General features: G+C 46.8%; 19 protein-coding genes. 11 read left to right on the top strand and 8 right to left on the bottom strand.

Going from position 1 to position 24094, the window contains the following annotated elements; genetic code table 11:
- Nucleotides 1-19: 19 nt before the first annotated feature.
- The 3 genes from gatB to SP90_RS06605 all read right to left on the bottom strand — a co-directional run bounded on the left by gatB (nucleotide 20) and on the right by SP90_RS06605 (nucleotide 4175).
- Nucleotides 20-1447, bottom strand: coding sequence for an Asp-tRNA(Asn)/Glu-tRNA(Gln) amidotransferase subunit GatB (gatB, locus tag SP90_RS06615; RefSeq protein ID WP_066853831.1), 1428 nt, complete (start codon nucleotides 1445-1447; stop codon nucleotides 20-22).
- A 98-nt stretch (nucleotides 1448-1545) separates the two neighbouring features.
- Nucleotides 1546-3294 carry an ARMT1-like domain-containing protein gene (locus SP90_RS06610; RefSeq protein ID WP_157471209.1) on the bottom strand — a complete coding sequence of 583 codons (1749 nt, stop codon included), beginning with the start codon at nucleotides 3292-3294 and terminating at the stop codon, nucleotides 1546-1548.
- Between the two features lie 29 nt (nucleotides 3295-3323).
- Nucleotides 3324-4175: an NAD(+)/NADH kinase gene (locus SP90_RS06605; RefSeq protein ID WP_066853827.1), complete on the bottom strand. Its 852-nt coding sequence runs from the start codon at nucleotides 4173-4175 to the stop codon at nucleotides 3324-3326.
- Nucleotides 4176-4475: 300 nt separating this feature from the next.
- Between SP90_RS06605 and SP90_RS06600 the strand changes: the two genes are divergently transcribed.
- From SP90_RS06600 to SP90_RS06580, 5 genes are all read left to right on the top strand, one after another.
- The gene (locus SP90_RS06600) at nucleotides 4476-5096 is read left to right on the top strand and encodes a D-sedoheptulose 7-phosphate isomerase (protein ID WP_066853825.1); all 621 of its coding nucleotides are present in this window, start codon (nucleotides 4476-4478) and stop codon (nucleotides 5094-5096) included.
- Between the two features lie 79 nt (nucleotides 5097-5175).
- Nucleotides 5176-5403, top strand: a complete 228-nt coding sequence (locus tag SP90_RS06595) for an FmdB family zinc ribbon protein (protein ID WP_066853823.1) — start codon at nucleotides 5176-5178, stop codon at nucleotides 5401-5403.
- Nucleotides 5404-5446: 43 nt separating this feature from the next.
- On the top strand, nucleotides 5447-6391 hold the full coding sequence (gene hemC / locus SP90_RS06590; RefSeq protein WP_066853822.1) for a hydroxymethylbilane synthase: 945 nt from the start codon (nucleotides 5447-5449) through the stop codon (nucleotides 6389-6391).
- Nucleotides 6392-6572: 181 nt separating this feature from the next.
- A complete protein-coding gene (gene rsgA, locus SP90_RS06585; protein ID WP_157471208.1) occupies nucleotides 6573-7682 on the top strand; it encodes a ribosome small subunit-dependent GTPase A in 1110 nt (369 codons plus the stop codon).
- A 161-nt stretch (nucleotides 7683-7843) separates the two neighbouring features.
- Complete coding sequence (locus tag SP90_RS06580) at nucleotides 7844-8482, top strand: LysE family translocator (protein WP_066853818.1); 639 nt, start codon at nucleotides 7844-7846, stop codon at nucleotides 8480-8482.
- A 147-nt stretch (nucleotides 8483-8629) separates the two neighbouring features.
- Here the strand turns inward: SP90_RS06580 and SP90_RS06575 are convergent, their stop codons facing one another.
- Nucleotides 8630-10150: a YifB family Mg chelatase-like AAA ATPase gene (locus tag SP90_RS06575; protein ID WP_066853816.1), complete on the bottom strand. Its 1521-nt coding sequence runs from the start codon at nucleotides 10148-10150 to the stop codon at nucleotides 8630-8632.
- A 297-nt stretch (nucleotides 10151-10447) separates the two neighbouring features.
- Here SP90_RS06575 and SP90_RS06570 point away from each other — a divergent pair, with 297 nt between their 5' ends.
- Nucleotides 10448-12181: a bacteriohemerythrin gene (locus SP90_RS06570; protein WP_066853814.1), complete on the top strand. Its 1734-nt coding sequence runs from the start codon at nucleotides 10448-10450 to the stop codon at nucleotides 12179-12181.
- Between the two features lie 165 nt (nucleotides 12182-12346).
- On the top strand, nucleotides 12347-14506 hold the full coding sequence (locus SP90_RS06565) for a methyl-accepting chemotaxis protein (protein WP_066853812.1): 2160 nt from the start codon (nucleotides 12347-12349) through the stop codon (nucleotides 14504-14506).
- 187 nt (nucleotides 14507-14693) lie between these two features.
- On the opposite strand, the gene lepB is transcribed toward SP90_RS06565, so the two are convergent.
- Together lepB and lepA are read right to left on the bottom strand one after the other, a co-directional pair.
- Nucleotides 14694-15353, bottom strand: a complete 660-nt coding sequence (gene lepB, locus SP90_RS06560) for a signal peptidase I (RefSeq protein WP_066853810.1) — start codon at nucleotides 15351-15353, stop codon at nucleotides 14694-14696.
- Nucleotides 15354-15399: 46 nt separating this feature from the next.
- Nucleotides 15400-17205, bottom strand: a complete 1806-nt coding sequence (lepA, locus tag SP90_RS06555; RefSeq protein ID WP_066853808.1) for a translation elongation factor 4 — start codon at nucleotides 17203-17205, stop codon at nucleotides 15400-15402.
- A 327-nt stretch (nucleotides 17206-17532) separates the two neighbouring features.
- On the opposite strand from lepA, the gene SP90_RS06550 reads away from it, so the two are divergent.
- A complete protein-coding gene (locus SP90_RS06550; RefSeq protein WP_066853806.1) occupies nucleotides 17533-18384 on the top strand; it encodes a hypothetical protein in 852 nt (283 codons plus the stop codon).
- A gap of 85 nt (nucleotides 18385-18469) precedes the next feature.
- Here the strand turns inward: SP90_RS06550 and SP90_RS06545 are convergent, their stop codons facing one another.
- On the bottom strand, nucleotides 18470-20023 hold the full coding sequence (locus SP90_RS06545; RefSeq protein ID WP_082936327.1) for a SpoIIE family protein phosphatase: 1554 nt from the start codon (nucleotides 20021-20023) through the stop codon (nucleotides 18470-18472).
- A gap of 594 nt (nucleotides 20024-20617) precedes the next feature.
- Between SP90_RS06545 and SP90_RS06540 the strand changes: the two genes are divergently transcribed.
- Genes SP90_RS06540 through SP90_RS06530 form a run of 3 tightly spaced genes read left to right on the top strand, consistent with a single transcriptional unit; the run spans nucleotide 20618 to nucleotide 22852 of the window.
- Nucleotides 20618-21523 (top strand): hypothetical protein, encoded by a 906-nt coding sequence (locus SP90_RS06540; RefSeq protein WP_066853804.1) that lies wholly within the window; start codon nucleotides 20618-20620, stop codon nucleotides 21521-21523.
- Nucleotides 21507-21908, top strand: coding sequence for a PqqD family protein (locus SP90_RS06535; protein ID WP_197498770.1), 402 nt, complete (start codon nucleotides 21507-21509; stop codon nucleotides 21906-21908). Before SP90_RS06540 ends, SP90_RS06535 begins: the two co-directional genes overlap by 17 nt.
- The gene (locus tag SP90_RS06530; protein WP_066853801.1) at nucleotides 21908-22852 is read left to right on the top strand and encodes a hypothetical protein; all 945 of its coding nucleotides are present in this window, start codon (nucleotides 21908-21910) and stop codon (nucleotides 22850-22852) included. The genes SP90_RS06535 and SP90_RS06530 overlap by 1 nt, the downstream gene beginning before the upstream one ends.
- Before the next feature lie 58 nt (nucleotides 22853-22910).
- Here the strand turns inward: SP90_RS06530 and SP90_RS06525 are convergent, their stop codons facing one another.
- Nucleotides 22911-23972, bottom strand: a complete 1062-nt coding sequence (locus SP90_RS06525) for a hypothetical protein (protein ID WP_066853800.1) — start codon at nucleotides 23970-23972, stop codon at nucleotides 22911-22913.
- Nucleotides 23973-24094: the final 122 nt, after the last annotated feature.

Here is a 24094-nt window from a genome sequence, read left to right as displayed (position 1 = left end):
ATGCACTTTTTTAAATATGTTACAATTTCTTCTGTAACAATTCGTTTACTAGAGCAGGATTAGCTTTTCCGCGTGTTTTACGCATCACCTGACCAACGAAGAAGCTTTGCAATTTGTGCTTTCCGCCGCGATATGCTTCCGCCTCTGAAGGATTTTCTGCAATAACTTCGTCCACAACTGATTCAAGTTCAGACGAATCAGAAATCTGAACCATGCCTTTCTCTTTTACAAAGGCTTCTGCGGAACCGCCTTTCTCCATAAGTTCAGGTAAAACATCATTCCCGATCTTAGTGGATATCATGCCTTCTTCTACTATCCGTACCAGTTCTGCAAAGTGTTCTGGTGCAAGTGCAACATCTGCGACTGCAATACTGCGCTCATTTAATTCACGCATGAACTGCCCCATCATAAAGTTGCTTAACTTTTTAGGGTTATTAAAGCACCCGACCGCTGCTTCAAAGTACTCAGCGATGGCTCTATCCTGTGTCAGAAGATTTGCATCATATTCAGGCAGACCAAACTCGGATTCAAAACGGGCACGTTTTTCAAGCGGCAATTCTGGCAACTCGCTCTTCCAGCCTGCAACTTGCTCTTCAGTAAGTTTAATCGGAATAAGATCCGGATCTGGGAAGTAACGGTAGTCATGCGCTTCTTCTTTGCCGCGCATAGACGCTGTAATATTCTTTTCTGCATTGTACAGGCGGGTTTCCTGAACCACTTCTTCGCCGTCGAGAATCAAATCTTCCTGACGTGCAATTTCGTATTCAATACCACGCTGCACGTTACGGAACGAGTTCATATTCTTCAGTTCAACACGGGTACCGAATTCTTCCTGCCCGCGAGGACGCAAGGAAACGTTAGCATCGCAGCGGAAGCTGCCTTCTTCCATGTTACCGTCGCAGATATCAAGGTACAGAAGAATAGAGTGCAGTGTTTTCAGGTAGGAAACAGCCTGCTCTGCACTGCGCATATCCGGATCGGATACAATCTCAATAAGCGGCACACCGGTACGGTTGAAATCTACATAGGAAAGATTTTCGGCCTGAGAGTGGATGGATTTACCGGCATCGTTTTCCAGCTGAATACGGGTAATGCCCACACGTTTTGTAGATTCGCCAACAGGAATTTCAATATAGCCATTCTGACAGATTGCATTGTCCAGCTGAGAAATCTGATAGCCGTTAGGAGAATCAGGGTAGAAGTAGTTTTTACGCTCAAAAATGGAACCAAGGCTTACATTACAATTCATTGCAAGACCCATTTTAGCGGCAAACTCCACTGCTTTTGCATTCAAAGTCGGCAGTGCCCCCGGCATACCGGAACAAACTTCACACACGTTTTCATTCGGCTCTGACCCGAAACGGGTCGAGCAGGAACAGAATAATTTTGATTCCGTCTTGAGCTGAGCATGAACCTCAAGCCCGATGACTACTTCAAAATCAGCCATAACACTCTCCTTACATCTATCTTCCGGAAAATACCGAAGAACGGCTACCCTGCATGCTCTATACAAGGTAGCCTGTTACTTTATTGTTAGCATTCTTACTACATAGAGGTAATACCGGCATCGTAATACTTGCCGACACCATATTCTGCTCTACGGAAAAATTTTTCAGAACTAGGCCCGATTATCTGCAGTTCAGGATTCTTCTTCTGCACATCCAGAGCAATGCGCATTTCTTTTGTACAACCGGTGGAAAACGTAGAGTCTTTACCGGACCAGATAGAAGGAACCTTGCGATCAAGCAGCGTAAAGCTAGTTTCTATATCTTCAACTGTCTGAAAACGCCAGACGTCAAGCAACCCGCTTCGCTGAACCTGCTCCCACATGAACATAAGATCATCGCCGTCCATGCCTTCTTCAAAGTGTTCAGCAGGATTGATAATAAACGTACTGTCGAGCCTGCTGCGCAGATGGGCAACAAAGGTATTAACGACTTTGATTGCAGTATCTGTTTCGCCCGGAATGGAACCGATAACAGCGCTATAAAACATCACGCTGCGTCCTTTTTCCTTTTCCTTGCGCATGGTTTCAATAATTCTGTTCGCCATAGCGTTGATGGCTTCTTCACTGAATTTTCGAACGTTACCAGCCCGCGGCTTTGCTTCCAGAACAAATGTTCCGTCTTTCTTCCTGTAATACCCGAGAACGTCACGGGTAAAGCTGTGTCCGCAGTTGATCAGATTGTCGTAGTTTTCTGCACCCTTGGCAAAAACAACATCACATTCCTTCCATGCTCTGGAAAATGTCACATTGGTTTTGTACAAGTTCAGCTTTTCACGCATCCCGTCTGAAATAATGAGAAAACGATGCGACCGCAGCAGCGCGAGTAACAAATTTTTTGTAATGGTATCGTTTGAAACCATCTTTGCGCCTTTGCACAGTTCAACCAGCACCGGATCCTGCATAGCATCCCAAAAAGTCGGTGAATCGAACAAAAAACCTTCTTTCAACGCCAGAATAACCTTATGTCCCTGCCTGAGTAACGCTCTGATAAAGAAGAGGTCAAATACTATCCCGCCACTGCTTTCCGGCAGAAACAGAATTGTCTTTCTCTCATCCTTCTCAGACCCGAGAAGCACTTCCATTGAGTGCGCTGTCGGGCACGGTGCGTTAATCGCTTTCTCCACGTCCAAATACGAAGGCGTACTGCTGCTCCACAGCGCCGGTAATGTAGACAGATACATAAGACGCAGGAGTTCTATGGAATCAAGCTCAGAACGTAAATTACGCACGTCAGGGTTATACATACATTCAGACGGGGTTGCATACAGCATCCTGTCTGTTGCCGGCTTGTTGATATATTCAAACGCACGGCGATTTTCTTCCATCTTATCTTCATCAGAAGGATCAACCAGTGAACACTGCGTCAGCACTATGCTGTTCATACGCTTCAGCAGACGGGATGGAATCATAATCCGCGATGAGAGATGCGTCTTAAACCGCAGCCGGCAAAAAGCACGTACCTTACGTTCATGGTACATGTTGAATGCATGCTTCCGGATAAGTCGCACGGTGTGCAGCCAGATTCGGCCATATTCTCGCATTAAATCGCCTGACGGCTTTTCTTCCATCAGGCACATAAGTATTTCATCGGAACATGGGATAAATACCTGCTGCTCATCAAGAGCAACCATGAACTTCAGTTGCTCATCGGACGCAACATGTTCCGGATTCATGAGGTGTTCAATGTTATTTTCTGTCTTGAAATGATGCAGCCAGGCATCCATGTCAGCATCCTGTCCCCAACGGACATCCCGTGCTGACGCAATCACAGGCAGTTCTCTTCCCATTGTCATCCTCCCTCATGCACCGTTCCGGTCTAGCAATTCTCGCGAATAAACCCTCGTGTAAGCAGTTTATTATAGTACGAGTTATCATCAAATTCAGCGTACAGTAAGCCACCCTGCGCCTTGGAGATAGAAACAACATCATCAGTCTGTAACAGGACACCTTCCTGTCCATCCTGCGTGAGGAACAAGTCAGCATCTGCAGAGCGTACCGCAGCAGAGAAAATATGTTCACCGGGAAGCACCATCGGGTACAGACTGCGTAAAAATGCACAGACAGGAGTCACTGAATACGCATCCATGTCAGGATGTACCAGCGGACCACCTGCAGAAATGGCGTATCCTGTAGAACCGGAAGGAGTCGCGACAATAATCCCGTCTGCCCGCACCTCACCCATTGGACTGCCATTCACAGAAAGATCCAGCCTCACAACACGGGCAAGTGCCCCTCTGTTAAGGACAAAATCATTCGCAGCAACACCGCTGCACACTATCTCGTCACCACGGGTTACCGTACAGGCAAGCGCCAACCGTCTGCGGAATTGTATATTCCCGTCAAGAACAGCTTGCAAACGCTCTTCCCAGGCATCACTCGGTATTTCTGCAAGAAACCCGACTTTGCCCATATTAATTCCCACCAGCGGAACCTCTCGTCCCACAAGGTGACGCGCAACACTCAATAACGTTCCGTCACCACCAAGTACCAATACGAGGTCACACTGTATGGATTTGCGAGTATCAGCCCACTGTTCGGTACCGTTTTCGCAAATAATCCCCTGTACATTGCGCGCAGCAAACCAGCCGAGCAATTTCTTCCCCAGAGCAGCTGCTTCTTCGTGTGAAGCTTTGGTTACAATACAAATAGTAGAAATTTTATGGTGCATCGCAGTTCTCTAGTAAAAACCGGCTATGACTTCAAGAAATGTATGATAAAATGCATCGCATAATTCCAATTGTACCACCAGCTTTTTTCCGTACAACAGTAAATCTCGGCAGTTACCTGTATTTTCTTAACAGGCAGTAAAAACATATGAACATGAAACATTCAGCATACTCAAATAATAGAACTTTTTCAGCTTGCTTTCACACATTGTCACACCCGCCTATATAGTGTACTTCCTTTTCGTCAGGTGATACTGACCTGTATACAATATCGTACGCATGTAAATGCGTTTGGAGAATTGATGACCCAACAAGCAATAGACACTATCTTAGAACATGCACGCGAAGGCGCCCGCCTGCGCGAAGAATATTTTTCTCAACATGCCGAAGAAGTAGACGCAGTTGCGCGCAAGTTCGCTGTTTGTCTTGCAAAAGGCGGTAAAATTTTATTTTGCGGAAACGGCGGCAGTGCAGCTGATGCACAGCACCTTGCTGCAGAGTTCGTGAACCGCTTTCTTATCGAACGCCCTCCGCTTCCGTCCATTGCCCTGACAACCGACACTTCCATTCTCACAGCCATCGGTAACGACTACGGCTATGACTTTGTATTTTCCAAACAGGTTCAGGCTCTGGGGAATAAAAACGATATTCTTGTAGGCATTTCCACATCCGGTAACTCTGCCAACATTATCAATGCATTCAATGCAGCCCACGAACGCGGACTCCTGACTGTCGGCTTCACCGGAAACGGTGGCGGCAAAATGAAAGACCTATGCGATATCCTTCTTGATGTTCCACATGCGCATACACCGCTTATTCAGGAAGTACAGCTCACCATCGGGCACCTTCTCTGCCAGCTTACCGACTACTATCTGTTTGAAGACGCAGCAGCATTACAGGCAGATCTGGAAGCCGCTGAATAAAAATTTCACCCGAATATATTGACCTTTTTCAATTTCGCACTATCTATTCGCCTGAACAGATAGATAAGGAGCAACGGCTATGCCTTTGTATGAATACGTATGCGAAGATTGCGGCAACGAGTTTGAAGAACTTGTTTTTGGTGACGAAACTCCAGAGTGCCCTGCCTGCAACTCTTCCAACACACAAAAATTACTTTCTGCTACCAAATTTAAGATGTCCGGAGGCAGCATCTCCGCCCCGACCGGCTCTTCCGGCGGCTCAAGCTGTTCCGGCTGCTCTGGCGGCAATTGTTCTACCTGCGGCTAATCCGTAGACTTACCTCGAACTACCAAGCACTTTCGGACACGACATGAAGAAAATCGTTATTGCTACCCGCGGTTCCAAGCTCGCCTTATGGCAGGCTAACCATATTAAGGACTGTATTGAAAAAGAACATGAAGGCACGACTGTAGAGCTTTTGATTCTGAAAACAAAAGGCGACATCATCCTTGATGTTCCGCTTGCCAAGGTTGGCGGCAAAGGTCTTTTTGTTAAGGAAATTGAAGAGGCTCTGCTCGACGGACGCGCCGACATCGCAGTTCACTCCATGAAAGATGTTCCTATGGAACTTCCTGAAGGTCTGATCCTTGGCTGCATCCCTGAGCGTGAAAATCCATCGGACACATTCCTTTCCGTACAGTACGATTCTCTTGATGATCTTCCAGAAGGTGCCACTGTGGGCACAAGTTCACTGCGTCGTCAGTCCCAGCTTCTGGCTCTTCGTCCTGACCTTAATGTCGTATCATTACGCGGCAACGTAGACACCCGTCTTCGCAAGCTCATGGACGGCGAATTCGACGCTATCATCATGGCAACTTCCGGTCTTAAACGACTTGGTCTTTCCGCACCGAAAAATGAAATCCTTGGTGCACCTCGCTTCCTGCCAGCTGTAGGTCAGGGTGCGCTCGGCATTGAATTCCATCAGGATCGCGAAGACCTGCATGAAATGCTTGCATTCCTCGAACATCGCCCTACCCGTATCTGCGTTGAAGCAGAACGCGGCTTCCTTTTCGGATTGCAGGGTGGCTGTCAGGTACCAATCGCAGGCTTTGCAACCATGACTGATGATGACAACTTTGAGATGGTAGGCTTTGTTGCTGATCTTGAAGGTGTCCGCAAAATCCGCGAAACAGCAACAGGTACAGAAGAGAATGCCCGTCAGGTAGGTCTTGATCTTGCTGATGTTGTCAAAGGCAAAGGCGCGGATGCCATCCTTGAAGAAGTCTACGCTTCTGAGAACGCAGTAAAGAATTAATCAGCCGACCGTCTTACAAATATAAATACAAATAGCGGATGAACCATAAGGCTCGTCCGCTATTTTTGTGCTGTCTCGTAGCGGGCATTTGGGACTTGACGCACGCTCTGCTATACTGCACTGAGAACAGCAGCAATTTTACACATCGGTTTCTTTTTTGTGACCGAAGGAGACGACACACTTGCAATTGGACGACATGCAAAAAGACAATATTCTTACTACACTCGGCTGGTCTGAACATTTCAGCCAGCAGCTTGCCGAGGACGAGAATACCGAAATCGTTGCCCGCGTATGCAGCATCCATGCTGTACTTATGAATGTGTGGGGCACATTCGGTAAAGTTCAAATGTCTCTGCCGGGCAACTGGCTTGGTGGCAAAGCTGAAGCAAAACCCACTGTGGGTGACTGGCTTGTACTTGATAAAAACAAGCAATACCCCGTGCGCATGTTGGAACGCAAAACAGTGTTTGTTCGTCGCTCTCCACAAAACGAAAAGACTGTACAACTTGTTGCAGCCAACCTTGATACTGTCTTTATTGTTTCCTCTCTAAACCACGATTTTAATCTTTCCCGCCTGGAGCGCTATCTGGCTCTTGCTGTGCAATGCGGGGCTTCACCTGTCATTATTCTTACCAAGGCAGACGAGGCTGATCCGTCATTTGTCGAGCAATGTGTTGCTGAAACCAAAGAGCTGTATCAGGACATTCCGGTTCTGGCTGTGGACGGCAGACAGGACAGAACAGCAGAGATGCTCAGCGACTGGTGCGGACATGGTCACTCCATTGCACTTGTAGGATCATCCGGTGTCGGAAAATCGACCCTCATTAACACAATGGTGGGGGAAGAGGTAACTCCTACCGGAGCCATCCGCGATATCGACAGCAAAGGAAGACACACTACATCCAGCCGAACTCTGTACGTCATGCCGTACGGGGGGACAATTATGGACGTTCCCGGTTTCCGAGAGCTGCAATTGCCCGCCTGCGAAGAAGCCGTAAAAGAAATTTTTCATGACATTCAGGAGCTCATCGACAACTGTGCATTTGTCGACTGCCAGCACGATCAGGAACCTGACTGCGCAGTGCAGCAAGCCATTGCTGCTGGAACGTTGACTCAGCGCAGGCTGGACAACTATCACAAGCTCCTTGAAGAACAGGCTCGTACCGGCACAGAACGCACCTATACCAAACGGCAGGAACGCCAAATGGCGCCACGCCCCAAAACGGGCGGAAAACCCAGACGCCGGACAGGCGGCGGGAAAAAAGGCGGAAAAAAGAAGAAGAAAAAATAGCTTCATCTCTTCCTTCTTCGATTAACCACTGTGCCCAAGACTATGCAATTTAACGGAAAAAAGAAGCAGGCTTTTCGTTGCGCAGACAAACAGTTTCTGACACAGTTTGTACGTAGTAACCTTTACCTGTGCCCGATAGGGTGAACTGTGACGGAGCCGATATGCTTCCAGATAATTTCGGTGAATTTCTTATCGCTATCACCATTCTCTCAATGATCCCCGGTGCGGATACCATGATGGTTATCCGAAACAGCATACGTGGCGGGATTGTCGACGGTGCAATTACCAGCGCCGGTATCTGTACCGGCCTCTTTTTCCATGCAGCTATATCAGGGTGCGGCCTGGCTTTGATTCTTTATAATTCAGCCCAGTTATATCATTTTATCAAAATTATCGGTGCCTTTTATATTGTATGGCTCGGTGCACAGAATCTCTGGGATGCAAAAAAGCGGTATACGACAGCATTGCAGGACGAAAATATTGTAGCCCAATCAGAGCCTGTAATTATCAGCAGATCATTTAGGGAAGGTATTCTTTCCAATGTGCTGAATCCTAAGACCGCAATTTTCTATATTACGTTCATGCCACAGTTTATGCGTGCAGGCGCTGACCCGCTTACACAGATTTTTTTCCTGACCAGCATTCACTTTGCCATTTCATTCATCTGGCAATGTTTACTTGCGAGCATTATTGAAAAAGCAAAACAAGTTATGACTGCTCCCAAAAGCCGTTCTTTCATTGAAGCTACTGCCGGTTCCATACTTATCGGCCTCGGCATCAGACTGGCTGCTTCAGAATAGCGCAGCACCTCCGTCACTAGTGGCATTCTGCCATCTTAGAGTGCAACAGATGAAAAAGATAAAAGCCAAGCTCAAAAATATGAGCTTGGCTTTTTTTGAATTATTGGGTTGCACCATCAAAACGAGAACGCCGCACAATTCGCGATGTTACTCCCTGTCCAACGTACGGCAATTAATTGCTTCTGCAATATGGGCAACGCCAATATCCGGCACACCTGCCAAATCTGCAATCGTTCGAGCAATACGCAAAACACGAGTGTATGCACGGGCTGACAATCCGAGCGTTTCCACAGCACTGCGCAAAAACGTATGTTCAGCATCAGAAATTGTTGCAAACGTCTCAAGCCAGCGCCCTGAAAGATCGGCATTAGTTTTCAAAGGGGTACCCTCATACCGGGCTTCCTGAATTGCCCTCGCTGCTTCGATGCGACTGCGCATCGCTTGAGAACTGATTCCGTCAGTTGCCTGCAAGTCATCATATTTCACGGCCGGTACTTCCACATGTAAATCTATTCTATCCAGCAACGGGCCGGATAGTTTTGACCGATAATTAACCACCTGTCTGTTATTGCAGGTACATGGATGTTTATCATCTGTCAGAAATCCGCAGGGGCATGGATTCATGGCTGCTACCAGCATAAAGTCTGACGGAAATGACAACGAAATGCTGGAGCGGGTGATTGTAACAGCTCCGTCTTCTAGCGGCTGACGCATAACTTCCAGAACTGTTTTTTTGAACTCCGGCAATTCATCCAAAAAAAGCACGCCCCGATGTGCAAGGGAAACCTCGCCCGGCTTCGGATAGGTACCGCCTCCTACCAAGCCTACATCTGAAATTGTATGATGGGGCGACCTATATGGTCGTTCTGTTATGAGTGAGCGTTTCTTATTCAACAAACCGGAAACAGAATAAATTTTTGTCACTTCGAGTGTTTCATCAAATGTCAGACGGGGGAGAACAGTAGGGATTCGTTTTGCAAGCATTGTTTTACCGCTTCCAGGAGGGCCAACAAACAACAAGTTGTGGTTTCCAGCGGCGGCAATCTCAATAGCACGCTTTGCATGCTCCTGCCCTTTTACTTCTGAAAAATCATACATCCACTCTGAAGACGTATCAGCAGAGAATTCTTCAGCAACAACTGGCTCATACTCTGTTGTTCCGGTTAAAAACTCAATGACCTCACCCAAGGTGTTCATTGAATAAACCGAGAGTCCGCTAACCACAGCTGCCTCATTAGCATTTTCCGGTGCAACAATAAGCCCTTTTGCTCCGGCTTCCCGTGCATGAATTGCTATAGGGAGTACGCCTGGCACAGGCTTCAGTTCGCCCGTAAGAGAAAGTTCACCTATGAAAAACCAGCCCTGCAGAGCTTCCGGCGGCAATGTTCCTGCTGCCCCCAGCAGCCCTAGCGCTAAAGCAAGGTCATAGCCGCTTCCTGCCTTACGTTTATCCGCAGGGGCAAGGTTTACTGTAATGCGTGCCGGAGGCAGCTTATGCCCCGTATTTTTAAGGGCAGCCATTACGCGCTCTTTTGCTTCGCGCACAGCACCTTCAGCAAGACCGACCATAGTAAATGCCGGTAAGCCGGCACGCGTCATGTCTACTTCCATTTCCACAGTAAAGGCATCTATCCCCGCAAGGGCAGCACACGAAACAACAGTAATCACAATCGACCTCGCAGTTCCTAAAATATTCTGTATTGTCCTGTACGTAGTAAAATAAAATCGTATATATTTTTAAAGAGCAAAGCAATCATGCCGATTTATTCATAGAAGTTCACGTACCGTATGCGAATATAGCATCTTACTATTATTCATTATGACATTATACCGTTTCAGGGGGAGAGAGAGCATAACCAATCCGCCACACAATTTTATGTAAAAAAAGCATAGTATTATCTGCTTTACTCTAAACATAAAAAATTACATGGTGAATTTTATTCTACTCTCGAAAAGGAAGCTCATATGACCTTGCAAAATAGAATCACTGTATCCGTAGTATTTCTTTTCAGTACTACATTATTACTTTTTCTTATTAACAATGCATTTACAGTATTTCAACAATCTTATTGGTATATACCAATACAGGGTGGGTTAATTGTATCCGCACTAGTTGCGATGATTATTACCATCCGCAATGTACATATGTATCTTATTACGCCTCTTAGAAGCATTCATGAATATGCTGCTAAGATTCACAACGGTGATTTTAATGCTAAATTAAACGGTACTTTTAATTATGAATTAAAAGAACTGCACGACTCAATCACTGGAGTTGTAGATAAATTTTCGTTTCTTATCTCTGAAACACAGAAAAAAAATGATCTTATCAACATAACAGAAGAGCAGTCTAAACGTGCTGTAAGCACAGCACAGGCTCAAGAAGAAAAAGTACAGGAAATGCTAAGCTCAATGCAGGATGTAGCAAACAGAGCACACAGCCTTTCAAATAAAGCTTTTAACGCAGTACATGAACTTTCTGCTCAAATTGAACAGGTTAATGCCGGTGTCGATGTGCAACATGAACGCATGACGGAAACAGCCACAGCCATGGAAGAAATGAACTGCACTGTTATTGAAGTTGCACAGAACGCTTCCAACGCTGCAAATTCCGCTTCTGAATCAAAAAACAATGCAGAAACAGGCGCTGACGGCGTTCGCAGAGCAGTCGAATCCATCCAGCAAATGGAACAACGAATTTTCGGACTCAAAGAAACTATGGGGCAACTAGGTGCACAAGCTAACGCCATTAGCCAGATCATGGTCACAATCTCCGATATTGCAGATCAAACCAACCTGCTGGCATTAAATGCTGCCATTGAAGCGGCAAGAGCTGGTGAAGCAGGAAGAGGTTTTGCTGTTGTTGCAGATGAAGTACGTAAGCTTGCTGAAAAAACCATGCAAGCCACTCAGGAAGTAGGTAGCGCTGTAAGTCTTATTCAAACCCACGCTCAGCAAAACGTTGAAGCAGTTGATCTTGCAGCACATGACATTTCCCTTTCAACTGAGGCTGCAACAGAATCCGGTCAGTTCATGGAACATATCGTAACCATTGTGGATGAAACAGCCATTCAGGTTGCATCCATTGCAACAGCGTCTGAAGAACAGTCTGCAGCATCTGAAGAAATTAACCGTGCTGTCTCCGACGTGACACGCGTAGCATCTGAAACAGCCACCGGCATGAGCAGCGCTGCCAACGCAATTGTTGAATTATCCGGCCTTGTGGAAGAACTGGACTCCATGATCTCCAGCCTTGCTCAAGGCAATATTGAGAATGCCGCTGCTAGCGACGGGCCTTTGTTTATCTGGAGTGACGACCTTTCTGTCGGCCTCGACTCCATTGATGAACAGCACAAGGTACTCATCTCGCTTATCAACGAATTACACGCTGCGATGAAAGCAAGACGCAGTAACGAAGATTTATTGAACGTTATCGATAATCTTAAAAATTACACAGTGACACACTTCGGCTACGAAGAAGACCTCTTTGCCGAACATGGATATCCCGACACTCCTGCACATATCGAACAGCATCGCAAGTTCGTGTCAGAAGTTGTGGAGTTTGAAGCTGGTGTGCGGTCAGGCAAATTGACCGTAACAATGGATGTTATGAAGTTCCTCAAAGACTGGCTTACCCACCACATTAAAGGAACAGACAAACAATATAGCGGGTTCCTTTCCCAAAAAGGTGTCAACTAACTGGTAACACATATTAAACAAACCGCCTTACCACTAGTACACCGACTATAAACACCGTTTACTAGCGGTAAGGCTTTTTTTTGCGCTCCCTTCAGCGGTTGTCCCCCTCAACCGTAAATCCCAACCCCAGCTTGATGACTATCAAGCACACAGGAGTACAGACATATGTCATTAACCATTAAACAAAAATTGTACCTTCTTATTGTCGCAGGCATAATAGCAATTACTGTCATTGGTGGAATTGGCGCAAAAACTGCGTTCCAGATATTCTCCTCCTTAGAATCAGTAAATGCTTACCAAGATGTAACTAAAGGTCTTGCAGACTACAAATCCATTGCCAATGAATCCGTACTTCTTGCAATGGATTGCATTGTTGATCAAAAGGAAGGGGACATTTCAAAAGAACGTCTCGCGCTCATTGACCAGCTCGAAGCTTCCAACGAAGCCACCTACCAGTTTCTGCTTCCTTACGTGGGTGATGCAGAGTGGCTGCCTAACGCCAAGCAGTCAGTAGCCAACCTGCTCATAGCCACAAAGACAGACTTGCGCCAACTCATCATCAAGCTCACAACAACTCAAAATTCACTTAATTACGAACTTTCCGGAATTCAGGACAGAATCAACAAACGCGGATTGTTCCTCGGCAGGCTCACTGACTCTGTTGCACAAACATTTACTGCTCGTAATGCACTGCCTAGCGTGCAAAAGAAAATTTCCAGCATCAAATACGCCGCCAACAAATTCTCTCTCGTTGCAATGGAGATGATCCTTAAAAAAGACAAGGGCGTATCCACAGACGACCTTGCTATCCTGAAAGCACAGATCCAAACCATCAGAAGTAATATTGACGCCATTAAAGAACTTAGTGTCCGTTCAAGTGAACGAAAAATTTGCGCCGCCATGCATAACACCGTCATGGAACTTGAAACAGACGGCATCAAGCAGTTGCCATCTGTTGTTAACGAGTGGACAACCACACTCAAAGAGCTTGAAAATGACTTCTCTGCCATTGATGACACGCTTGATGAAAACGGCGAAGCTGTCATGAACGTCATTCAGCAACAGATTGACGATGCAACAGCTCATGCAACCAAGCTCACCAATGAATCAAACGATGCCTTCAATAGTGGCCTTTGGGCTTCCGGCATCACCTTTGGTATTACCGCCATTTTACTTCTCGGATTAGGTACAGCTGTTATTAAAGGAATCACCTCTCCACTTGCACGTACTATTCGGTACGCTGATGCAATTGCTGACGGTAATCTTGATGCAGTCATCACGTACGGTCAGCAGGATGAAGTAGGCAAGCTGGTCTCTTCCATCCAGAATATGGTGGCCATGCTGAAAAAACTTATTGCTGAAGCAGATGCCATGAAGCAGCAGGCTGATGAAAAAACTGAACTTGCAGAGCAGGCACTTGAGCAGGCAAAACAGGCAAACGAGCAGGCTGAAAAAGCTAAGCGCGAAGGTATTGCCGAAGCAGCTTCTCGTCTTGCAGCGGTTGTTACGCACGTTACAAGTTCTGCAAACGAACTGCAGAAAATCGTTGAGGATACTTCTAGTCAACTTGGTATACAGAACTCGCGCCTTACTGAAACAGCAGTATCCATGGAACAGATGCACGCAACCGTTTTTGATGTTTCGCAAAACGCTGCCAGCACATCACAGAACACACAAAGTGCGAAAGACATGGCAACTCATGGCGCTGGCACAGTACACAAAGTTACTGACGGCGTTACCACGGTTCAGAGTAACTTCAATATGATGCAGCAAGGCCTTAATGAGCTTAACACGCATGCAGACGGCATCGGCGAAATTATGGGTGTGATTACAGATATCGCAGACCAGACAAACCTGCTGGCGCTTAACGCAGCAATCGAAGCAGCACGCGCCGGTGAAGCAGGTCGAGGATTCGCCGTTGTTGCGGATGAAGTACGCAAACTTGCAGAAAAAACCATGCAGGCTACAGACGAAGTGGGCAACGCAGTTAATGCTATCCAGTCCGGTACTCATAACACAGTACAGGGAATGAATAACACCACAACCGCTGTCGAAGAAGTAACCGTACTTGCAGATGAAGCAGGTAAAAACCTGAATGAAATTGTGTCAGTCGTGCAAACTTCCAGTGAACAGGTTGCATCCATTGCTGCCGCTGCTGAAGAACAGTCTGCAGCCAGTGAAGAAATCAACCGCGCTGTGTCTGATGTATCAAGAGTTTCTCAGGAGATTGTTGAAGCAATGCAATTTGCAGGTAACACGCTCAATACTCTGGCACAGCAGGCTAATGAGTTGCAGAACATTATTAGTGATCTGCAGAACAGCTAACAGCAAAAGTATCGCATCAACAGGTACGACCTGATTTACCCTTAACGAACTAATCGCATTGGAGCTATATCCGCCAACACTACTCCAGCCGGACATAGCGTTCCTCCTCCAGAAAAAGGAGCAGCGAGACAATAAAAAAGCCCCTGACAGAATTATTCTGTCAGGGGCTTTTGCGTTGATATATCGTTTACTGTTGAACCAGCATACCGATTCTATCCCAGCGGATAGAACGCATACCGTTCATGGACCAGTAAATAATCAATGCGTTACCGACAATCGCATCGCGGTCTACAAATCCCCAGAAACGGGAATCGTAAGATTCGTCACGGTTATCGCCAAGCATCAGATACTTGCCTTTCGGTACAATCACAGGACCGTAATTGTCGCCGGGGCCGGGCATCATTTTGGTATGCTGTACATACGGTTCATCAATCTTTCTGCCGTTACGGTAGAGAACCTTATTGCGAATCTCAATGGTATCGCCCGGGATACCGATGACTCGCTTAATGTAATGCACAGAAGGATCTTTAGGGTACTCAAAAACCACTATATCCTCTCTCTGCGGATCTCCCACAGAGATGATCTCACCACCCTGCACTACAGAGTACCGTGCCCACATGGATGGCGCATCAGGATTGGTTTCTTCTAATGTAAATGGAAACCGGACACCATACGCAAACTTGTTAACCAGCAAATAATCGCCAATCTGCAATGTTTGCAGCATGGAACCGGACGGAATAGTAAAAGCCTGAACAACAAAGGAGCGGATAATCAGAGCCAGAATAAGAGCAACCCCGAGGGCTTCCAGATATTCACGCAATCCACTTTTACTTGATGTATTACCCATTTTTCTTCATTACCTGCTTAGTTAGCCCGCATACGGGCAGTCAGATCTAATCGTCACCAATTTTCAAAGCAGCAAGGAACGCTTCCTGAGGTAACTCAATGTTACCCATGCGTTTCATACGTTTTTTACCCTCTTTCTGCTTTTCGAGCAGCTTACGCTTACGTGAAATATCACCACCGTAACACTTGGCAGTAACGTTTTTACGCAGCGGCGCATTTCGTTCACGCGCAATAATCTTCTGCCCGATAGCAGCCTGAACAACTACTTCGTACAACTGACGCGGGATACTGCGCTTCAATTTAAGTGCAACAGCGCGACCGTGGTAGTATGCCTTGTCCTTATGAACAATGGTTGCAAGAGCATCTACAGGGTCACCATTAATCAGCATATCAAGCTTAACAAGGTTTGCTTCACGGTAGTCTACAATCTCGTAGTCCATGGAAGCATATCCTTTTGTGTATGACTTCAGCTTATCAAAGAAATCGTACACAATTTCTGCAAACGGCAATTCGTAGGTAATAATAACACGGTTTGTGGTCAGATACTTCATATCTTTCTGAATGCCGCGTTTTTCTTCGCAAAGTTTTAATACGTTACCTACATATTCATCCGGCACGTGGATTTCACAGCGGACAAACGGTTCGTACAGCGCTTCGGTCTTACTCGGGTCAGGCAGCTTTGCAGGGTTATCCACTTCGTGGGTAACACCGTCTGCTGTCATAACCTTGTAAATTACGGAAGGCGCAGTAGCGATAAGATCAATATTAAATTCACGCTCAATACGTTCCTGAATAATTTCCATGTGCAGCAACCCAAGGAAGCCACAGCGGAAACCAAAGCCAAGAGCCTGAGAGGTTTCTGCTTCATACTGGAACGCAGCATCGTTCAGCTGCAATTTTTCAAGCGCATATTTGAGGTTTTCATAATCCTGAGAATCAGAAGGATACAGGCCACAGAAAACCATAGGCTGTACTTCTTTGAATCCAGGAATAGCTTCTGATGAAGGATTGCTGGCGAGTGTAATGGTATCACCAACTTTTGCGTCACCCAGTTCTTTAATGGTTGCACAGAGGAAGCCTACTTCACCGGCAGCCAGCTCTTTCATTTCCACCATTTCAGGACTGAATACGCCAAGACGGGTAATGTCATATTCCTTTCCAGTAGCCATCAGACGAATTTTATCGCCTTTTTTGACGGTACCATCAATTATTCGGAACATAACAATAACACCCTGATATGAATCATACCATGAGTCAAAGATCAGGGCTTTGAGAGGTGCATCTTTATCACCTTGCGGAGCAGGAAGGCGCTCTACAATAGCTTCCAGAACCTGATCTACGTTAAGACCGGTTTTAGCGCTCACGCCTACAGCTTCCTCTGCATCAAGGCCGATACTCTCTTCAATTTCTGAAGAAACACGGTCAACGTCGGCACTCGGCAGATCAATCTTGTTCAGCACTGGAACAATTTCATGATCATGATCAAGTGCAAGATACACGTTAGCAAGCGTCTGTGCTTCAACACCCTGTGTGGAGTCCACAACAAGCAATGCGCCTTCACAGGCAGCAAGGGAGCGGGAAACTTCGTACCCGAAGTCAACGTGGCCCGGAGTGTCAATCAGGTTCAAGACGTATTCCTCACCGTCTTTTGCCTTGTACGGAATACGTACCGCCTGTGCCTTAATGGTAATGCCGCGTTCGCGCTCCAGCTCCATGCGGTCAAGGTACTGCTCACGCTGGTCTCGTTCCCCTACCAGACCGGTAATTTCAAGAATACGGTCAGCGAGGGTAGATTTGCCGTGGTCAATGTGCGCAATAATGCTGAAATTTCGAATATGATCCAGTTTCGCCATATAGTCTCGGACGGCCGTTTCCGGCGCTCCTCCTGTAAAAAATATAATACATGTAAGAAGCCGCACTTACAGCGATGCACGCAGCTTCATTATTCTCGTAACTTGTTGAACGTGCTTACATACGCCATTCTGTCTGTAAAGTCTAACTCTGACAAGCATGAAAAACCGGCATGGACACCTGCATTCGTTACTCTGCTGAGCCACAGTATTTAATAAAGCAACAGTAGATGAGTGAGCCGATAATACTGTTAATACAAGCCGCACATGCGCTTTACTCTCTCTAGGGCCTACGATTTGAAACACACACAACCATGAGGAGTTTCTACCATGAGAATGGTAAAGATTTGCATGCTTATACTCTGCGCAGTCGTGCTTTTTGCACCACATGCAGCCAAGTCTGAAGAAATGTCAATGCAGCAAGGCGCTGTAATCAAACATCAAGATATGAACCAGCAGCCGATGATGCAGCAACATCAGATGCAGCAACAGCCGCAACACGGTATGATGAATCACGAAGTTCGTCACTACCCTCAGATGAGCTCAGACCCGAAACACTACACCTCACCAAACGGCATTACAAAACACAGAACACATCCAAATGTCATGCAAAGACAGCAGATGCAGCAAATGCCACGCAGCTCAGTTAATCAGCACATGATGATGCAACAGCAAAGCATGTATATGAACCACGGCAACTGCCCGATGTGCGCTAAAATCCGCGCGGCTAACTTAACACCAGAACAACGCGCTGACCTTTCACGTACACTCACTGAATTTTCCGCCGAAAACGAACCACTTTACAATGAATTGCTCGCTCTTAAACAGGAAAAACTGATGATGGAACGCTCTGCTCTTAAATCTCCTGCAGAAAAAGCCAACGTTGAAGTCCAGCGTGAACAGCTGCGCAAACAGCTTATGAGCAACCATAAGAGACAAACGAAAGTTCTTAAGAACCAGTATGGTATTAACGTGACCGGACGTGACATGCTCCTGCACAGAGTGCATGAAATGAACATGCAGAATGCAGGATACGCTCAGATGTCACAGACACAAATGACACCGGTGACTCACACACATGGCGGGGATCGTTCTCCTCAGAGCATGAACCCGAACTACAATCAGCAATACCTTATGAATGCCCCTATGCGTGAAGCATACAACGGTCATAACTATCAATAATCGTGAAGCTCTATAAAAATCCTCTGCAATCGGATCAAAACCGGTAGCAGGGGATTTTTTTATGCACGGACTTCATGCCTGCACATTACGACTCTGCTTTGATTACAACAATCGTAACATCATCAAGTTGCGGCTTCCCACCCCGAAAATCTTTTACAGCATGCGCTACCGCATGCAGAATTTCTGCTGCCGGCTTGTAGTGATTCTCACGCATTACTTCCCGTATTCTGTCTTTTCCGAACATATTATCTTCCCGATCAGTAGCTTCCCAGATACCATCTGTGCCTATAAGCAACACATCGCCGGGCTTGAGCGCATCGCAACAAATCTCTTCATAATCTGAATCAGGCATGACTCCTAACGGCAAACCACGGGCTTTCAACTCCCTGAATTCAGAGGTTCCCGCATCAAAAACAATCGCCGGATCATGTCCTGCACTTGCCCATTTTAAATATCGCTTATCCCCTGAAATCTGCAGACAGAACAATGTCACAAACCGCCCAGAGCCATAGCAGTCGTGAACAAGCAATTTGTTGGTGTTAGTGAGAAGCAGTGCCGGAGAATGCTGGTACTCTGCCTGCATCCGCAAGTATGCTCTGGTGGAAGCCATCAGTAATGCCGCACCGATTCCGTGCCCTGTGACATCACCAAGAATTATAATTAATTCATCTTTGCCTTCACCAAGCTCTTCCAGAAAATCAAAAAAATCGCCTCCGGTCTCATCACTAAAAATTGATGTGGCAGCAATGTCCAGCCCTTCAAAGGTTGCATGCGTTTTGGGAAATAACGCCTGCTGCATCTCTCCAGCGACTTTAAGCCCTTCCATCATGCGTATACGATCCCGCAATCCCGAGATCATCGTATTCGTATGCCCTGCAATCACACCAAACTCATCAGAGGTCATGACTGGAACGAACTCATCCATATCTCCTCTGCTCACCCGCTCCAGAATACCAGTCTGACTCTGGAACAACATGCGTAAATTGAGTGAATAGGAATAGAGCAGGTTAATTGTGAAGCCGAGCATCATAATCAAAATAAAAACAATATCTATCATAATGGACTTTCGCGTAAGCGCGATGTCCACATCACGTATTTTTCCGGCAAGAGAACTGAGTATGTAGAGATCACGTGTAATGACCGCAAAAACAAGGAAGGCGAACAAGAATATGGTAATGGTACCGAAAAAGAAGAATTTGGTGGTAATCGGATAGTACACCTGCGGCAACGAGTACGTCCATTTCATACTACGTGCCACCTGCATCACCTTTCGGTTATGTTCCAGCGCAAGATCTATTGCGACAAAAAAACCAATAGTGAATGTGCCTACAAACACTTTTAATCCGCTTTCTATCCACGGAAAATCAAAAACGATGCGGTTAAATGCCACCATCGCTGCACCCGCCACAACAAACAGGGAAAAATCCACCCAGCCAATCACTCGTGCCTGCACATCTAATGTCTGTTTTAACACCAGCGGTGCATACAGCAGGGTTCGCAGCAGGTAGGCAAACGCAATGGGCACAAATGCTATAAATCCACTTTGCCATGCCGGAAGAAGGGAGACATACGGGCAAATTCTGGCATTATAGGTATAGAGAATCAGAAAAGCGATAAAATATAATAAAAAAGCACGCATATCGTCTCCATTCCTGCAACATCTTACTGTTACAACGCTTCTAGACCCTTTCAAATCTGCCTGTTGAGTCCCATGCAAACGCAGAAAATCCAACGAGGCCAGTATCTAAGTATATGCAACGAAATAAGTGATCTTGTTTTCTCATGGCACAGCAACGCGCGGTGCACGCGTCAGCCTTTCATTATTTTCACACAATACATCTGATAACGCACTATGATACATCAGGAATATCGAACGTTCCACCTGTTGATACTACTAGCTATCCGGCTTAACGCACCATTATTACCACACAATGCACAGCTGCTGCATAAAAAGAATATGTTCGACATGATAACTACCGGTAATTCCATTATATGCAGCAAAGCAGCACCGCCTTCACAAATATGCTTGACCACGATCAAAAAGTAGTACAAGCATATGAATAGCCCCTCAAAAACTCATACTGCAAAAATATGTGCGAACGAGTTTTATGAACGGCATTTTTTAGATTTCACGGTACCCGCACTGCGGGAAGATGACGTACCGGCACACTGTGGCTAGATACTAGCCACTCTCTGTACGCATCGTTGTGCAACTATAACTAAGGAATACTGCATGGACCCCCAATCGGAGATATCCGGTAGTCCCACCGCATGGAACGGCATTACGCTGACCATGCCTGACAGCTGGATCCCTGCTGCTATTGAGCAGCGTTATCTTCTTTTTTCCCGCAATTCACATCCTGCACTGGAAATCAAATGGCACAGAGTTTCCGACTCTGATTCCCTGCCCAAAAAAGAACAGTCTATCATTCGCCAGTTAAAACGGATGAAAGGATTCAGCACAGACGAAAGTGCTGTTACCGACCAGTGGTGTTCAATTACAAACACACTGCAACCCTTGCTGGAAGTTCAACCGTTCTCTCATGCGGATGGCAGCGGCGCTATTTGTATCCATTCTCCTTCTAAAACGATTCTGGTTCTTCAGGTTCACGCACCTATCGATCAGTATGACGATGTTATCCGGCAAATCCTTGCCTCACTAAGCATCACCAAGACTGACGAGCCTGTAACATTCAGTATGTTCGGGTTGCGTTGCGCGCTTCCTGCCGGCTCCACTCTCGTCCGTCATTCTTTCAAACCCGGCGAGTTCGTTCTCGAGCTGCAGTCCGGTGCATCAAACATCTGTATTACACGTCTGGGCCCCGCCAACGTTGTACTGGAAGGCAAACCGTTCCGCAGATGGCTACATGCAAAGTACCACTTACCATTAGAAAACTTCCGCAAAGACAAATCCATACTCCCCACGGGAGCAAAAAAACGTTATCATTGGGAGCAGGTAGAGGCACCTTCCTTCATGAAGCGCCTGTTCCGTTCTGCACTGGGTAAGCCACAGCAGATAAAAGGAGCAGCGTGGATTGTTGAGGAGCAGAACAAGCTCGTCACCGTAGAAATACGGTCGAATGCCCCAATATCCAGTTCGTTTTTGGAATCTATTTGCAATCATGTGGAAGTCGACTAGCACAAAAAATCAACAGGTCACACAGTCATTGTCCATGCAACAGGCAATGGCTTGTGTGCCTGTCCGAAATTTGCTTGTCGAAGAAATAAACCGCACTTCAAACAGTGTTACGCTGTCCTTTCCGCTCCGAATGCGCCCGTGGTTCAGTAAATTCACCTCGGCCTTCGGTCATGAACCGCCTGTACAAAAAAAACGCCTCGAGCTTGATGAGCTCGGGACGTTCTGCTGGACACGCATTAACAGCCAACGGACAGTACAGGACATTGCAACAGAGCTTTCCAAAGCCTATCAACTGCATCCGGAAGAAGCCCGCGTTGCGGTCAGCCAATTCATCCGTCAACTGGGTAAACGTGGGGTAATAGGTTTGAAAGAAGGAGAAATCTGATGCAGGCTCCCCGCATTACCGATGTCGATTCCCCGCCCAATCCCAACTCCGGCCATCTCCAATGTACACCGGAACAGGCTACCACACTCAATCAGGTACTCACGGACAAAGATATTGTCATCGGGGCATACTTCACTCAAAAAGTGCATCCTCAGCACGGAGTCTCTGTTCAGCCAGCGTCCTTTGACTACATTGCTGACTGGTTCCACAGCGCAATCCGTCTTCAGCTTAACATGATTATCCTGCATGACGGCCTACCGGAAAAATTCATGGATAAGTGCCGTCAAACATTCTCCCTTATCACCACAGCAAACCATAAAGGCAGCCTGCATTTTGTCCCGTACTCTCCGGGCAACTTCACCATCGCTGATGAACGTTTTTTTGCTGCACGTGATCTGCTTGCGTCCCTGCCGGACTGCCGCACCGCTTTCATTGTTGATATTTCAGACGCGTGGTTCAACAGAAATCCCGCGAAACTGGTGCTCCGCCGCAACGTATGGGACTACTTTGACGTTTCACGTCTGCTCACAGCTTCACGCAATGCAACCGCATGGCGCACGGCTCTCACTGCGCAGCGCAACACATGGAAAGACAGGGAGTCATACTCCATATTCATCGGCGGGGAAGTAAATACCATTGGCGAAAACCCGTGGATGGTCGATCAGTTAAAGACTATCTATGGAAACGACTTTCCGGAGTTTGCTGCAAAACCAATCCGAAACTGCGGCATCATCGGTGGCAGACAATACGATGTCCTTACCCTTCTCCAAGCAGCCTGTGCTGAAATGGAACGCTTGAACATTACAGACAAACTGAATGACATGGCGGTATTTAACTACATTCTGCACAGAAACGATGCCTACACAGTCTACTCAAACGGGACCTTGAACAGCCCGTGGAAAACATGGCGCAAGCACGGCACTCATTCAATTTTTCATAAATAATATAGCGGCAGGCATCCCACTGCCTGCCGAATCCACTCCCAGCATTCCAGCCTAATCGTTACAACTTCATCATATATGCAAGAGCATAATACGGTGGACGGTTCTCGTGCGCCTGCGCGCCACCCGTCACACCAGTGCTGCGATCTGCCGTTGTAGTGCGGCTGGATGTCATCAAATCATTAAATGTATACGATCCATCCCTATTATATGCCCGAAGCGTATGGGAGTGGGCAGGCATCTGCTCCAACGTTAATGCTACAGTATCCGATCCTCCGGTATCCCCCTGCGCATAGTTGTTTCCAGCACCCGCAATAAATCTGTCACGTAAATCAGGTGTTGTTACCTTACTGCCGTCAGGAGCTGAGTATGTTCGCCCGTCACACAAGCCATACTTGCCATCGGGATTTCCAGTCAGCCTGTTTACCGGATGCCCGTTACTATGCACACTGCCCTTGAACGGCACCACCATACCACTCAACAATTCATCCACAGCTTCCTGACCGGAACCGCTGGACGCTTGATCTATCAACGCCTGTGCATTCCTGATAAGCTGTCTTGCTTCTGCCACTGCTATTCCGGCATCGCGCACAGTAGTTTTTGCCTTGTCCACCTCAGCAGAGCCATCTTGCTTTATCTGCAGTGTTTCCTGCTTAATGGTCAGCAGCTCACCTTTGGCGTTTCTGGCAACTTCAGCGGATTCTTTGAGCTCCTGCATCACCTGCTGCGGAGTTGAAGACGATGTGGGAGCCACCTGAACACATCGCGCAATGGCTCCATGCTGCTGTTGCAACGCCAAAGTCACCTTATCCACCATACGCTCAATCGCTTCAGCACTTAACTTTCCCGCATTACGTAAGTCCGTCTCCTGCGTCAAAGGCACATCCAGATACAGCGTGAGTTGTTCACCCTGTTCAACTGTCGCAGTGCAACGTCCAGAACCACCTTCCAAGACCTCCACAGTATATTCAGAGCCATACTCAAGCGGCGTATCGCCTCCCACAGCCCTCGTTTTTATTGCTTTCACATGCTCCGGTTTCAAAAATCTGAACAATACCGGCCACACATTCTGTATCCCGTCTCCCTCGTATCTGTGCACTGTCAGCTGACTTGATATGGTCATCAATCCTCCATGTAATCTCATATCGTTATCTCACCAGCCACCATACACTACAAAAGGCTCGATCAGGGGGGTGCAACGCGCGATATGTACATGTTTGCGACGCACAGTAAGAGTCGTCTCCG

Origin of the sequence: Halodesulfovibrio spirochaetisodalis (assembly GCF_001672295.1) — a bacterium.
Classification (GTDB): Bacteria; Desulfobacterota; Desulfovibrionia; order Desulfovibrionales; family Desulfovibrionaceae; genus Halodesulfovibrio; species Halodesulfovibrio spirochaetisodalis.
Note: the sequence above shows the minus strand (reverse complement) of the source record. Positions and strands in the feature narration are given on the sequence as shown.

Excerpts from the sequence above, each read along its gene's own strand:
- SP90_RS06550 (WP_066853806.1), top strand. The coding sequence starts at position 17,533 with ATGAGAATGGTAAAGATTTGCATGCTTATACTCTGCGCAGTCGTGCTT.
- SP90_RS06525 (WP_066853800.1), bottom strand. The coding sequence starts at position 23,972 with ATGACCATATCAAGTCAGCTGACAGTGCACAGATACGAGGGAGACGGG.
- lepB (WP_066853810.1), bottom strand. The coding sequence starts at position 15,353 with ATGGGTAATACATCAAGTAAAAGTGGATTGCGTGAATATCTGGAAGCC.
- SP90_RS06600 (WP_066853825.1), top strand. The coding sequence starts at position 4,476 with ATGACCCAACAAGCAATAGACACTATCTTAGAACATGCACGCGAAGGC.
- SP90_RS06535 (WP_197498770.1), top strand. The coding sequence starts at position 21,507 with ATGTGGAAGTCGACTAGCACAAAAAATCAACAGGTCACACAGTCATTG.
- SP90_RS06570 (WP_066853814.1), top strand. The coding sequence starts at position 10,448 with ATGACCTTGCAAAATAGAATCACTGTATCCGTAGTATTTCTTTTCAGT.
- SP90_RS06580 (WP_066853818.1), top strand. The coding sequence starts at position 7,844 with ATGCTTCCAGATAATTTCGGTGAATTTCTTATCGCTATCACCATTCTC.
- SP90_RS06545 (WP_082936327.1), bottom strand. The coding sequence starts at position 20,023 with ATGCGTGCTTTTTTATTATATTTTATCGCTTTTCTGATTCTCTATACC.
- SP90_RS06565 (WP_066853812.1), top strand. The coding sequence starts at position 12,347 with ATGTCATTAACCATTAAACAAAAATTGTACCTTCTTATTGTCGCAGGC.
- gatB (WP_066853831.1), bottom strand. The coding sequence starts at position 1,447 with ATGGCTGATTTTGAAGTAGTCATCGGGCTTGAGGTTCATGCTCAGCTC.
- SP90_RS06605 (WP_066853827.1), bottom strand. The coding sequence starts at position 4,175 with ATGCACCATAAAATTTCTACTATTTGTATTGTAACCAAAGCTTCACAC.
- SP90_RS06530 (WP_066853801.1), top strand. The coding sequence starts at position 21,908 with ATGCAGGCTCCCCGCATTACCGATGTCGATTCCCCGCCCAATCCCAAC.
- lepA (WP_066853808.1), bottom strand. The coding sequence starts at position 17,205 with ATGGCGAAACTGGATCATATTCGAAATTTCAGCATTATTGCGCACATT.
- SP90_RS06595 (WP_066853823.1), top strand. The coding sequence starts at position 5,176 with ATGCCTTTGTATGAATACGTATGCGAAGATTGCGGCAACGAGTTTGAA.
- SP90_RS06610 (WP_157471209.1), bottom strand. The coding sequence starts at position 3,294 with ATGGGAAGAGAACTGCCTGTGATTGCGTCAGCACGGGATGTCCGTTGG.
- hemC (WP_066853822.1), top strand. The coding sequence starts at position 5,447 with ATGAAGAAAATCGTTATTGCTACCCGCGGTTCCAAGCTCGCCTTATGG.
- SP90_RS06540 (WP_066853804.1), top strand. The coding sequence starts at position 20,618 with ATGGACCCCCAATCGGAGATATCCGGTAGTCCCACCGCATGGAACGGC.